The sequence below is a fragment of the Fredinandcohnia quinoae genome (genome assembly GCF_022427965.1).
Taxonomy (GTDB): domain Bacteria; phylum Bacillota; class Bacilli; order Bacillales; family Bacillaceae_L; genus Ferdinandcohnia; species Ferdinandcohnia quinoae.
The window spans coordinates 17460-29985 of record NZ_JAKTTI010000026.1 but is presented as its reverse complement, the minus strand read 5'-3'; the positions used below and the strand labels follow the sequence as shown (position 1 = coordinate 29985).

Below are 12526 nucleotides of genomic sequence, written 5' to 3'. Positions count from 1 at the left end.
ACAAATTCCCTTTTTACTTATTTGGCTGATTAGATAACCTCTGCCCCAATCGAATTTTTAAAATGCTCCAATGCCCATTCATGACCTGTTTGGTTAAAACTAGCAACAGCATCTTTATGAACTACGACTTTAAATCCTTTATTATAAGCATCGACTGCTGTATGAAGTACACAAATATCTGTACAAACCCCAACGAGATGAACCTCTGTAATGCCTCGTTCTCTTAATTTAATTTCAAGATCTGTCCCGGCAAATGCTGAATACCTTGTTTTATCCATCCAATACACATTTTCATTATCTTGATGATTTTGATATAGGTTTTGTAATTCTCCGTATAACAATCGCCCTTTTGTATCCTCAATATTATGTGGTGGGAATAGCTTCGTTTCTGGGTGGAGATGATCGCCTTCTTTATGAAGATCAATCGCAAATACAACATAATCCTTGTTGCGGATAAACTCCTCAGTAATGCGGACAATTGCTGATTCAATTTGCTGACCCGGTACTCCACAAGTTAATGCACCTTCCTCTGCTACAAAATCAAATGTGTAATCAACATTAAGTAATGCTTTTTTCATTTCTAACTCCTCCTTAATTTAATTAACTAAATGTTAATCATTATAATGAAAAAAATTTAATATCTTGCAGTATAAATGGGTTTTACAACATCCATTTCAACAAATTCATACAATTGAGCAGGTACTTTTGAAGTTCTTTGCGTTTTTTTACCAACAACTTGTTTTATAAATGGTAATGATTTAATCTTTCGGGCAAAGCTTTGTTCGCTTGCGATGGCAGGATCGTTAGTAATTGTTAATAACACAGCTTGTAATTCAGAATACGTAAACTGTAGTGGCAAGAACTTTTTAGCAATTGTTGTTTGTAATAAATCATTTGTAATCATTTTTATTGCATCTTTTATCATTTCTAAATGATCAAAAGCTAAATCCAACAAGAGTACCTCTTCAATTGAAAATAAATCTACCTCAGACGCATCGTCATTAGCCCTTCTTTTTAATAATGAGCGTTCTGGTACAATTGCATAGTGTCCGTTTGAGATAATCCATCCTCGTGGATCTCTACCAGGTTTATCATAGACACCGAAATGTTTGATATGAATTCCTTCAACCCCTGTTTCTTCTTCAAGCTCACGTTTTGCAGCCTCAAATGCTGATTCATTATCCTGAACAAATCCACCCGGTAGTGCCCACTTTCCAGCTTCAATATTGACATGTCCTTCTGCTGTTTGCAAAGAACGTTTGATCAACATAATCTTTAAAGTCATGCTTGGAGGTTTGTACTCATCAACTTTTTCTGAAATAATGGTGAAAACGGCAATATCAGAAGTATATCCATCAGGTGTGCGATATCTTTTTACATCATATTGTTTTAATGCATCCAAATTCGACATCGTGTTTCCCCTTTATCAATTATAATAAACAAAATGTTAATTGTTAATTATATTATATGCTAAAAAAAATAAAAGTCCACTATAAAATAAAAAAATGATGGAAAATTGCTCCATCCTTTTTTCACAGTTCAAACTCCCACTCGTCTTTTAGGATTAAATAAAGAACAAGAAGAGCATTTGTTACATCATGATAGTTCTTTCCCGTTACGTCCAAGCCAATTTTCGGAAATAAAATCTCTGCTACTTGCATTGTTAGTCTTTCTCTCTCATCTTCACCTAATTGTAAAAAGCGATTGCAATATGTTTGTACTAATTTCCATTCCTTCGCTCCTATTGATTTTAATGACCACTCATCAATCATGAGGTCATTCTTAGAAAGCCCCCTACTTTCAATTTCTTTTTCAATTTTAGAGAGTTTATTCTTTCGCTTCCTTCTTCTTTCATGGACGACAATCGTACCAGCAACTATATCTCCTAATCGTTTATGCTTAGAATGGAAAAATATCATAATCATCCCTAGAAAATAACTAACAGGTAATGAATCAATGATCCGTAGGAGATTTCGAATAAAGCTCGATAATAATGTAATACTATGACCGTTTTCCTGAATAACACGGATCCCCAAAAGTTTCTTTCCTAACGTTCGTCCTCCTGAAAAGAACTCACAAGCAAAAAAGTAGCCCCAATTAAGTAGAAATAATCCAATGATGGTTAGGGCAATTGGAATGGAAGATTGTTCACCTAGAAACCACCATCTGGGCTCCCCATACATAATGATAAGAAGAATGATAAAAACTGATATATTAATGATCTGTAATAGAATTTGATCAAGTAAAAATGCAGCAGTCCTGCTCCCTAGACCAGCTAGTTGAAATTGAATCGAAACGAATTCAGGTGTTTTAATATCCATTTGTTCTTGATTCATTTGCATACCTCCACTAAAAGGTTTCTATTTATTCGAAAATTTACTATAATCAAAAGGACAGCTGATAAATTAATACAATCTTGTAAAAAAGAGGTGTTCAAATGAATGTTAAGCAATTTGTTAAACAGCATCGTGAAGAATGGAAGCAACTTGAAAATTTAATGAATATTTTACATAAAAGAAGAAGTTCCATAACTAGCACTGATATAAATGAATTTCATCGTCTTTATCAAAAATCATCACAGAATCTTTCCTACAGTCAAACCTATTTTCCAAATGAAGAAGTAACATTATATTTAAATGGATTAGTATCCAAATCTCACAATCTCTTATACAAAGATCAATCAACAAGTATGACTCAGATTCGTTATTTTTTTAGCACAAAATTTATTGGCTTATTGTTAGAACAATGGAAATTTGTCATTATTGCTATGATTCTTTTTACATTAGGCGGATTAGGCAGTTTCTTCTCAGTTATGAATGATCCTCAAAATATCTATACCATTCTTCCATCTGAAATTGCCCAAGGTGTTGATCCTGATGCATTAGGTAGTAGTGATGGTGCAGTTGATTCACCACTCATGTCTGCCTCGATTATGACTAATAATATTCAAGTAGCTATTTTAGCATTCGCTGGCGGAATTACATTCGGAATATTAACCGTGTACCTATTAATTTATAACGGAATCATCGTTGGAGCCCTTGCAGCGTTATTTTGGCATTATGATAAATCATATGACTTTTGGGCGTATATCGTCCCCCATGGAATGATTGAGCTTACAGCTATTTTTATCGCTGGCGGAGCAGGTTTATTAATGGGCTATAAGCTATTCGTTCCTGGTCAATTCTCAAGAGGGTACCAATTAAAAGAGCATGCAAAACGCTCCGTTCAGCTTTTACTTGGGACCATACCATTATTCGTAATCGCTGGTATCATTGAAGGATTTATTACACCAGCCGCTATCTCGTTGGAAGCCAAATATACAGTCGCATTTATTACCGTAATCGGTCTTATCCTCTATGTATTAACGGGAAAATTATTACTAGTGAAAAGACATTCTAAAGTAAGTTTCGATTCATAAGATCAATATAATAAGAAACCGCCGTCGTAGCTAGTTTCTCTTCCTTGGCCTCTATCATTTGGAGGCCTTGTTTCTCCCATTTGCCTTTTTCCCTCTTTTTAAAAAGCATTTGCTGTTGGGCCATGCTTTTTAACATTGCAATTTGAGCAGACATAGGTTCTAATTTTATTCGATTAATTAATGTTTGATCTTCAATCCCAATCATTAAAAATAAATGACGCTTTCTTAGCCGCATTAAATATGCTAACGCATTTTCTTCATGTAAAAAGGTCTGAATATCGCTAAACAATAACAGAAAGCTTCGTCTCTTTTGAACGGATTCTAAAAATGTAAGAACTGCTGCATAATTAGACTCAGCTGCATCGACTTGTAGATGATAGATTGCTCTAAGAATTGTTTGTAAATGTGACATTCCTTTTGCTGGAGGCACGAAAACCTTAACATCCTTTGAAAAAGCTAAAACAGAAACATAATCCCCTTTTTGTAAGGCAGCAACAGCTACAGTTAAAGCAGCTTCCACTGCTCTTTCTAGACGATTTCCTTTTTGTAATTCTACCCCCATCATTCGCCCACAATCTATTAGCAAGGTAATATATTTCCCATGCTCTGGTTCAAATTCGTTCGTCATCACTTCTTGGAGTTTTGCGGTTTGTCGCCAGTTAATCATTCTCGGATCGTCTCCAATCACATAGCTTCTAACTTTTGCAAAATCTCCAGTACCTGTATGCTGTTTACGGATATGAATACCTTCATATAATAAAAATTTCTGTGCATTTTCTAAATACTGCCTCGTCTCAGAAAGATCTGGTATTACCCTGACAGAATCTATAATTTCAGCTGTCATCTGTTTTTCCCATAATCCGAGACTGCTTTTATATCGAAAATACAGTTTTTTTATTTCATAATCGCCCCTAACAGGTGCTTTCGTTTCGTATTTTATTGCTGTAGTTGAATCCTTTGATACTTCTCCACTCAAAGGAAAGGGTCTCTCAAAGGATTGTGGAAGTCCATCCACAATTCGAAATGAAAAGTTATAATCGGAATCATTCTTTACATGAATTTCAGCTTCGTAAGCAATGCCTCTCTCCATTTCCTCTGGGAGTTTCCGAGAAATTGAAATGTATTTTTTATTTGGTGAAAAAAACAAATCTAAAAAACTTAATAATAAAAAAGTACATACCACTATTACAATGTATCCCCATGAAATATCCCAGCTCGTTCCTATCAGTAGTGCGAATGAAAGTATAAGAAAAAAGATAAGAAATCTCTTTGTCGGTACAATGCCCCTATCTTGGAACAGGAATCGACCCCACAAGCTCTTCAATGACTTGGTCAACGGTTACTCCCTCCAATTCTATATGTGGAGATAGTTGAATCCGATGTCTAATTGCTGGCTTAGCAATGATCTTAATATCATCTGGAGTGACATAATCACGACCTGATAAATATGCCCAAGATTGACCCGCTTTGCCGATCGAAATTGCTGCCCTCGTACTTGCTCCAAATCTAATTACTTCAGATTCCCTCGTTTTTCGAACAATTTGCATAATATAATCTAAGACGCCGTCCCCTAAAGTTACTTTCTCAATTTCTTTTCGAATTGATAAAAAAGTGCCCATATCGAGAATTGCTGAAGCTTGATCATCCTTAACATCATTCTCTAACACTTGTTTCAAAACATTTTTTTCTTCTTCAAATGAAGGAAAATCAATTTGCAGCTTAAATAGAAAACGGTCCTGCTGGGCCTCTGGTAAACGATATGTTCCTTCAAACTCAATTGGATTTTGCGTTGCTACAACAAAGAATACCTCTGGTAATTGGTATGTTTCCCCTTGAATGGTTACCTGTTTTTCCTCCATTGCTTCAAGTAGTGCTGCCTGAGTCTTTGCTGGAGTACGATTAATTTCATCTGCAAGTAAAATATTCGTAAAAACTGGGCCTTTTATTGTTTGAAAAGAGCTTTCCTTCATATTGTAAATGGTACTCCCTGTAATATCACTTGGTAATAAGTCAGGTGTAAACTGAATGCGATTAAAGCTACCACCTAGAAGACTTGCCAGCGTTCTTACCATTTGTGTCTTACCTGTTCCCGGAACCCCTTCAATTAAAACATGCCCACCTGCTAAAATAGCAGATACTAAGAATTTTAGATTCAAATTTTGTCCTAAAATACGTTGTTCATATTTTGCTAACAAGGATGCTAATTCATTTTTCATCTATCCTCAACCTCTTTTCGTAATCGATCTAGCTTTTTCGACCATAATACATATTCTTGCTTGCTGATTTTTCCTTTATTCAATACATGATTCAAGCCATTTATAAATGCTTTGATATCAAAATGTCCACTGTTTGATAATTTTAGTTCAAGCTGGGTGGTAAGGTCTAACCATTCTTTTTTGTATGGGATCCCCCATCGTTCCTGCATAAGCAGCTTATTATAATCAGCCTGTATTTTTAATGAATCATGGTATCTATTCCCTTTTAAATACCAAGCTGTTAAAGCTCTTAATCCTTCATCACTAAATCGAACTGACTCCTCTCTCGGTGTGAAAATCGGGCCAAAGCGCTTCCCCTCATTCCAAAGATAAAGTAACATGATTATGATGCCGAGAATGATCACAAGGACAAACCATTTCGGATATACCGCTAATAGAGTGGAGTTCCCATCACCAACATAAGTGTATTCATCAAACAAAATCATTTGGTGGTTCTCTTCATTGAGTAGTGAGATGATGAGAGGGATATTGTCAGCTTCTACTATTTTCCCGTTCATTAACCACTCTGGTGTAAGTGATACGATTAATTCACCGTTTCCAAATGACTTCTTAAGGGCAATTACACCCGCATCGTCATGTAATAAAATCTCTGAATGATTTTCTTCAATAAGACGTACTGAAGAATTAACTTCTGCCTCATAACTTTTCCCTGCTTGGGTATAAACAGTCATTTCATTTTCTATGATGTCGAAATCAAATGGTTCAACTTTTAGATCAAACATTCCCTTAGGATTACTTTTAAATAAAATTATCGTATTACCAGCTTTCATGAAATCCTCATATGCATTCATTTCCTCGGTCGTAGGAATGCTAAAAGGCTCAATCATGATAAGCATTTGATCGTCTGTATGCTTTGATAACAAAGTCGGAGAGTGAGTCCACTTTTTCACTTCTGTTTCGTTCTTAAGATATGTATAAAATGCCTTCACACCAGTTGGAGAAGGAGATTTAGAAACATAACTAGGATAATAGGTTGGCTCTTTTGACTGAATAAAATAGCTTAGTGCCATGAAAAGAAATAATAAAACGATGAGCCATATCCATGTTCGTCTCCTAGATTTCAATTTTTGCAAACTTTTAACCTCCTTCTCCTAGATGATATTTGTATCATTCTGTGGATCTAACCATCTCATTGCGTCAGTTCGAAATTGCATATATTCGTCCTTCTTGATCGTCCGTTCCCCATAGGTAACCTCATCAAATAAGAGTGCAAGATAGTAGAATTGTTCAGCCCACTCACGGTTCACTCTTCGAAGTTCATCATAATATTCCCAATTTGTTTTCCATATTCTCGCCTCAAGCCATTCTCTCTCATGAAAATAGAGAAGTAATGCTAAAAACATATGACGAGTCGACTGCGAATACTCTTCTAATGTCTCTAGTTTATTAGCTTCTGCTAAATGCCTTTGGTATGACCAATTCGACTCTTTCATTGATGCTAATGGCTTATTATCGCGGAACCTTCGACTTCTTCTTCCATTACGAATAAGTAAATATGTAACTACACCTAGTAGTCCAATCACAATGATTCCGATCATTATCAATAAAGGGCCAGCTGCATTGCTAGCCGTTTCGAATGATGGAAAGATATCAGCAAGTATTTCCCCGAGCCATTCCTTGGCAGCTTCCCACCATCTTGCTATTAGTCCATCAGACTCCTGATCGTATACACGATACTCAATTCCATCTAAAATTCTCTCAAGTTCTTCTCTTGCTTTGTCTTTATCTAACATGAACATCACCAAACTTTTTAAAGGATGCCTTATTCCTATTTATTATAATCATCAATCATATCTTTCAGATCATCTGCATCATGTCTCACTTTTAAATCAAAATACATAACAGCAAAGCCAACATTGAATATCATTGTTGTAAATAATGTGCCTACATTAACAAGAATCATTAATAACACACTATTCCCTAGCGCGATTCCAAAAGTAAGTTCGATTGCTAGGTTAATACACCCGATTATTAAATAAAAAATAATATATAACCCGAATAATAGCCAGGTTCTTCCTCTAGTTAATTTCCATGACCTTGATAATCCTGGAGCATCGTTATCTATCACAACAGAGCCAAAGTAAAAACTCCAACGTGTCAATAAAAAACCAACTCCTACCATCACACCGAGAAAAAGAATAATCGCAAGTAAAATTCCAGCGAATGGATTAGCAATTGCACCAATAGCACCTATCATTCCTACTACCATTAACGGTACGAATACTAATCCAAATGTAATAAGTCCGTACAATATTTTTGTACCTAAAATTGGCCAAAACTTAGAAAAACCACGCTTAATAACGGAACCAACTGTATATTCCTCATTGTTCCGTATCTTATTGATCATAATGAGCACTGCCGCTTGTGCTATTGGAGCCATAACAAAACTAATGATGCTCATTAAAATTAATCCCAAATCTGCTCCAAGATTTGTTTCAACAAGCTCTGGATCGGTAAAACTTGAAGAAATTTGTTCTAACCAACCACTTCCAACACCTGTCTCCCGGAAGAAACTGACGCCAGAGGCTAGGTTAATTAATGCTTCGAGTAAATAAACCGGTCCCATTATGATGAGTAATATTAGGAAGAAGTCCGCAAATTTATTTTTACTTAAACTAAATGTATGGTCTAATATTTCACCAAAACCCTTTGGTCTGTTAAACTTACTATTCAAAATCGTTTTCCCCCTAATTCAAGGTCTACCCAAATTTTCTCCTGTTTTTGAGTATCACTATATAATTTTGTTAATATCGCCTATTTTATCATTATTCTGACATATTTTGTGAGATATTTTAAAAATTATGATAGTTTATTGGAAAAATGTCCGTTTTTTCGAATAAATTACCAAATATTAAGCATTCTATATGGTAGTTACTGCATGTGAATGTCTAGATTTCAAGGTGTAAAAAACTAAATACTTGGAATGTATATACATAATAAAGGAGGAAATAATGACGAATCGAAATAACAACCGTGATCAGCCTCATACTGGTGGGGCAAACAAGAGTGATACAGAATTCGGTGCTGAACTAACTCAAAGTAAGAAAGCGAGGAAAAAAGCAGCGAGGGAAAAGAAAAAGTCAAAATAAGCGAATCATATGGGCCATTAGTAATCATGCAGTAACATGTTTAACACCTTGAATTCAAGGCCCTGTTTCGTAAAAAAAAATGAAGGTCATTTCTGATAATTTCATCGGAAATGACCCTTTTTCATGCAAGTTTTACTTGGTTAGCAATTTTCTTTTTATATGTAAAAGTTGATAATAATATACCTAATTCATATAGGATAATTAACGGTACTAATACGACCAATTGGCTAATAAAATCGGGTGGTGTAATTAAAGCAGATATAAGCCCGAGGCATATATATGAATATTTCCGAGTAGTTTTTAACTTCTCGGGTGTAACAATTCCTAATGATGTTAAAAAAACCATTGAAATTGGTAGCTCAAATAATAACCCAAGCGAAATTGTTGAAATCAGCATAAACGAAAAATACTCACGTGCTGTAACAATCATATCAAAAGAACTTTGTCCAATACCCATTAAAAATTCAAAGAGAATTTGAAATACGACAAAATAGCCAAATGTAACACCAATAATAAAACTCATTAATATAAATGGTACATACGTTAAAGCAATTCTACTTTCAGATGGAGCTAAAGCTGGCTTTACAAATTTCCAAATTTGAAAACAAAGAAATGGGGCAGTCAAACCTAATCCAAGTGCCCCACCTACACCAGTGTAAAATCGAACGACATCTAAAGGACCCAGTAGTACAATTTTATAATCATTTGTTAATAGAGGGAGTATTTTCGGCATGTAAAAAATGATGACACCGAACATGACGACAAAGAAAATAGTAGATTTTATTAGAGCTTTTCGTAAATCCGACAGATGTTCAATTGTAGTTTCTTCTGATTTCACTTCAGTTTGGAGGTCATCGACCATATTTCTTCCCTCCTATTCTGCTTCAAATTATACCTCTGGTTGCTGTTTTGTTGTTTTATCAGGTATTTCATCTTCATCACTCATAATCGTATTTGCGGTTCGCTTAAATTCAGATAGAGTTTTCCCGAATGCAGAACCAATTTCGGGAAGCTTTTTTGGGCCAAAGATAATGAGTGTTATGACCAAAATAATGATTAAGCCCGGTATTCCAATATTCGCTAATCCCATCCTTCATTCTCCTTTCATAAAATGAAATTACACTAATATTCCACCCTTATCACGATAAGTTAAAATTCCTTCTGCCGCACGATAAGCTAATGCACCCACTGTCCCAGTTGGGTTATAGCCACCATTATGTGGAAACGCTGATGCTCCAACTACAAATAAATTTTCCATATCCCACATTTGCGAGTAATTATTAACCGCAGAAGTATTTGGATCAGCTCCCATGATGACCCCACCTGTGTTATGTGTTGATTGATAGGTAGTAATATCATACGGTCCCAATTCTTTAAGAGAATCAATTTTATCGGCGCCCATCTCTTTCATAATCTCTTCACATTTTGATGCAAGGAACATTGACAGCTGCCGATCCTGTTCCTCGAAATCAAAGGTAATTCTCATTAATGGGTCACCAAATGCATCTTTGTAGGTTGGATCAAGATCAAGATAATGATGCTTAAATGGCATACTTGCTCCTTGTCCTCCAACTGATAGAGAACGATTTGCATATTTAATGGATTGATTTTTAAATTCCTTGCCCCATGTCGCTGTTCCAGATGGCACTTTGTTATTTTGTATCGGCCTTTGACCAGTTTGTGAAATTGCAATCGAACCGCCATGAATAAAATTAAGATTTGAGTGATCAAAATTATCACCATTATAGTCATCTAGTGTCATTCCAAGTGCTCCTGCACCAGCAAAGTTGTTAAATTGTTCGTTCTCGAAGAAACCAGTTGCAGCCCCTTTTTGTACTTGATAAGCATAGTTTTTACCAATTACACCTGTACCTGTTTGTGAATTATACGGCTTGCCGATTCCCGACATTAGCAGCAACCGAACGTTGCTAAACACATAGCTTGTCAGAACTACAAGATCAGCTGGTTGTTCGATTTCTTCACCTGTCGTAACATCCGTGTATAATACGCCTGTAGCTTTATTCCCTGAATACAAAATTCGCCTTACATTTGAATGTGTACGTATTTCAAATTTACCAGTCTTTTTTGCAACAGGAATAACTGTAACTACCGGATCAGCTTTGGCACCATATTCACAACCAAACCGTTCACAATAAGCACAATATTGGCAAGCTGCACGTGAGACACCATCTGGATTTGTATACGCTTCTGAAAGATTTGCTGACGGCCTTGAATAAGGATGGAGCTTCATATTTGTTGCTGCTTTTTTAAATTTTTCAAGGGCAGGTGTTGTCTTCATCGGTGGTGTTGGATATGGATTAGAACGCTTACCTGCAAGAGGATTTTCCTCACCCGAAATGCCTGACATTTTTTCAAATGTATCGAAGTAAGGCTCTAATTCATCATACGTGATTCCCCAATCTTGAATCGTCATGTCTTTAGGGATTTTCTTTTCACCATATCTTTCGATTGTTTTACTACGAATTTCAAAATCATATGGCAGGAACCGATATGTTTGTCCATTCCAGTGAACCCCAGCACCACCTAACCCATCGCCAAGAAGAAATGACCCATATTGCCGCATCGGTAATGCACGAATTTTTTCATTCCCACGAAATGTGATTGTTTCCTTAGACAAATCCTGAAATAATTCATATCGTAGTGCATATCGAAGCTCATCATGCACCATAAAATAATCCTCAGTTGTCCGTTCTTTACCTCGTTCCAAGCCAACTACATTAATTCCTTTCTTCGTAAGCTCTGAAGCAATTATTCCTCCACCCCATCCTACACCTACAATTACTACATCAACTTTTGGTAGTTTTTTTGCCACATTTTCACCTCATTAACGGTCTTTGAAGTATTCATTCATTCATTTTGTAATCATTCATCTTATGAGTTTCATCAGAATTCAACGTTACCCATGACATTTCAGTATTAGCTACGCATAAGCAGCAGCATCACTAATGCCCACCAAGATGGTCCCGCAAGCTTTGTGGTGGAATTTTTGTAAAGTCCTTATCAATGACATTCGTATATGCCATCTGACTTCCTGGATAATCCCTCATTTTCCAACCATCCATATTACGATTTCCACTATACAACGGATCACTATAAGCTCCTTCAAGCGTACTGCTTCTTAGCATTTTGAAAAAACCACTTGCTGAAATCGTCGTTATATTTACTTTATCTTCTTCAAAATCCTTTAGTATCGCATCTTGCTCATCCTCATTTAATTCTATAAATTTCTTCTTATAAGTACTCAAACTATGGTTTTGTAATTCTCGCAAACCAATATCAAAAATTTCACGTCGTTTTAAACGCCCTTGATACCCTTGAACCTTTTCCCCTTTAAAAAATGGTGCCTGCATATACTCTCGACCATTAAATCCCCATTCGCCACTTAATTGATGATCAATAAAAAAAGCAACACCTAAATCTTTGGCACCAGGACCATTATCATCAGCAGGAAATATTCTTTCAGTTGCAGCCTCAGTAATTTTATATTGCTCAGGTGTAAAATACATTAATGCTAGTGTGAAATTTTCAGTTTTTTCGGTTGTATTTTTTCCTTCGTCTTTCTTTACTTCCTTATTATCCGAATCCTTCTTAGGAAGCAAACTCCCTAAAACACCACCGACTGCTACTCCACCAATTACATATCCAGAATTCCTAATAAATCTTCTTCGGGAGGGCGATTCCGGATATTCTCTTTGCTTTGAATCATCTGCCATATAAACTCA

Annotated in this window: 14 protein-coding genes; 2 read left to right on the top strand and 12 right to left on the bottom strand. The window is 35.8% G+C overall.

The window, feature by feature from the left end; genetic code table 11:
• Nucleotides 1-29: 29 nt before the first annotated feature.
• From MJG50_RS15285 to MJG50_RS15275, 3 genes are all read right to left on the bottom strand, one after another.
• Nucleotides 30-578, bottom strand: a complete 549-nt coding sequence (locus MJG50_RS15285; RefSeq protein WP_240256620.1) for a cysteine hydrolase family protein — start codon at nt 576-578, stop codon at nt 30-32.
• 56 nt (nt 579-634) lie between these two features.
• Complete coding sequence (locus MJG50_RS15280; RefSeq protein ID WP_240256619.1) at nt 635-1411, bottom strand: NUDIX domain-containing protein; 777 nt, start codon at nt 1409-1411, stop codon at nt 635-637.
• Nucleotides 1412-1532: 121 nt separating this feature from the next.
• Entirely contained in the window at nt 1533-2336 is an 804-nt protein-coding gene (locus MJG50_RS15275) for an RDD family protein (RefSeq protein WP_240256618.1), read from the bottom strand.
• 101 nt (nt 2337-2437) lie between these two features.
• Between MJG50_RS15275 and MJG50_RS15270 the strand changes: the two genes are divergently transcribed.
• Nucleotides 2438-3418, top strand: a complete 981-nt coding sequence (locus MJG50_RS15270) for a stage II sporulation protein M (protein ID WP_240256617.1) — start codon at nt 2438-2440, stop codon at nt 3416-3418.
• Here MJG50_RS15270 and MJG50_RS15265 read toward each other — a convergent pair.
• The 5 genes from MJG50_RS15265 to MJG50_RS15245 form a co-directional block, all read right to left on the bottom strand.
• The gene (locus tag MJG50_RS15265; protein WP_240256616.1) at nt 3396-4508 is read right to left on the bottom strand and encodes a DUF58 domain-containing protein; all 1113 of its coding nucleotides are present in this window, start codon (nt 4506-4508) and stop codon (nt 3396-3398) included. The two genes, MJG50_RS15270 and MJG50_RS15265, sit on opposite strands and share 23 nt — an antisense overlap.
• A gap of 196 nt (nt 4509-4704) precedes the next feature.
• Nucleotides 4705-5634 carry an AAA family ATPase gene (locus MJG50_RS15260; protein WP_240256615.1) on the bottom strand — a complete coding sequence of 310 codons (930 nt, stop codon included), beginning with the start codon at nt 5632-5634 and terminating at the stop codon, nt 4705-4707.
• Entirely contained in the window at nt 5631-6767 is a 1137-nt protein-coding gene (locus MJG50_RS15255; RefSeq protein ID WP_240256614.1) for a DUF4350 domain-containing protein, read from the bottom strand. Before MJG50_RS15255 ends, MJG50_RS15260 begins: the two co-directional genes overlap by 4 nt.
• 18 nt (nt 6768-6785) lie before the next feature.
• Complete coding sequence (locus MJG50_RS15250; protein WP_240256613.1) at nt 6786-7427, bottom strand: DUF4129 domain-containing protein; 642 nt, start codon at nt 7425-7427, stop codon at nt 6786-6788.
• Nucleotides 7428-7462: 35 nt separating this feature from the next.
• Complete coding sequence (locus MJG50_RS15245) at nt 7463-8368, bottom strand: DUF7847 domain-containing protein (protein ID WP_240256612.1); 906 nt, start codon at nt 8366-8368, stop codon at nt 7463-7465.
• A 277-nt stretch (nt 8369-8645) separates the two neighbouring features.
• Between MJG50_RS15245 and MJG50_RS15240 the strand changes: the two genes are divergently transcribed.
• Nucleotides 8646-8783, top strand: a complete 138-nt coding sequence (locus MJG50_RS15240) for a hypothetical protein (RefSeq protein ID WP_240256611.1) — start codon at nt 8646-8648, stop codon at nt 8781-8783.
• Between the two features lie 121 nt (nt 8784-8904).
• On the opposite strand, the gene tatC is transcribed toward MJG50_RS15240, so the two are convergent.
• From tatC to MJG50_RS15220, 4 genes are all read right to left on the bottom strand, one after another.
• Nucleotides 8905-9645: a twin-arginine translocase subunit TatC gene (gene tatC / locus MJG50_RS15235; RefSeq protein WP_240256610.1), complete on the bottom strand. Its 741-nt coding sequence runs from the start codon at nt 9643-9645 to the stop codon at nt 8905-8907.
• 27 nt (nt 9646-9672) lie between these two features.
• Nucleotides 9673-9873, bottom strand: a complete 201-nt coding sequence (tatA, locus tag MJG50_RS15230) for a twin-arginine translocase TatA/TatE family subunit (protein ID WP_240256609.1) — start codon at nt 9871-9873, stop codon at nt 9673-9675.
• A 27-nt stretch (nt 9874-9900) separates the two neighbouring features.
• Nucleotides 9901-11616, bottom strand: coding sequence for a GMC family oxidoreductase (locus MJG50_RS15225; protein ID WP_240256608.1), 1716 nt, complete (start codon nt 11614-11616; stop codon nt 9901-9903).
• Nucleotides 11617-11746: 130 nt separating this feature from the next.
• A complete protein-coding gene (locus MJG50_RS15220) occupies nt 11747-12517 on the bottom strand; it encodes a gluconate 2-dehydrogenase subunit 3 family protein (RefSeq protein ID WP_240256607.1) in 771 nt (256 codons plus the stop codon).
• Nucleotides 12518-12526 lie beyond the last annotated feature (9 nt).

Coding starts and splice junctions, on each gene's coding strand:
- MJG50_RS15285 (WP_240256620.1), bottom strand. CDS start 578: ATGAAAAAAGCATTACTTAATGTTGATTACACATTTGATTTTGTAGCA.
- MJG50_RS15280 (WP_240256619.1), bottom strand. CDS start 1,411: ATGTCGAATTTGGATGCATTAAAACAATATGATGTAAAAAGATATCGC.
- MJG50_RS15275 (WP_240256618.1), bottom strand. CDS start 2,336: ATGAATCAAGAACAAATGGATATTAAAACACCTGAATTCGTTTCGATT.
- MJG50_RS15270 (WP_240256617.1), top strand. CDS start 2,438: ATGAATGTTAAGCAATTTGTTAAACAGCATCGTGAAGAATGGAAGCAA.
- MJG50_RS15265 (WP_240256616.1), bottom strand. CDS start 4,508: ATGGAGAGAGGCATTGCTTACGAAGCTGAAATTCATGTAAAGAATGAT.
- MJG50_RS15260 (WP_240256615.1), bottom strand. CDS start 5,634: ATGAAAAATGAATTAGCATCCTTGTTAGCAAAATATGAACAACGTATT.
- MJG50_RS15250 (WP_240256613.1), bottom strand. CDS start 7,427: ATGTTAGATAAAGACAAAGCAAGAGAAGAACTTGAGAGAATTTTAGAT.
- MJG50_RS15240 (WP_240256611.1), top strand. CDS start 8,646: ATGACGAATCGAAATAACAACCGTGATCAGCCTCATACTGGTGGGGCA.
- tatC (WP_240256610.1), bottom strand. CDS start 9,645: ATGGTCGATGACCTCCAAACTGAAGTGAAATCAGAAGAAACTACAATT.
- tatA (WP_240256609.1), bottom strand. CDS start 9,873: ATGGGATTAGCGAATATTGGAATACCGGGCTTAATCATTATTTTGGTC.
- MJG50_RS15220 (WP_240256607.1), bottom strand. CDS start 12,517: ATGGCAGATGATTCAAAGCAAAGAGAATATCCGGAATCGCCCTCCCGA.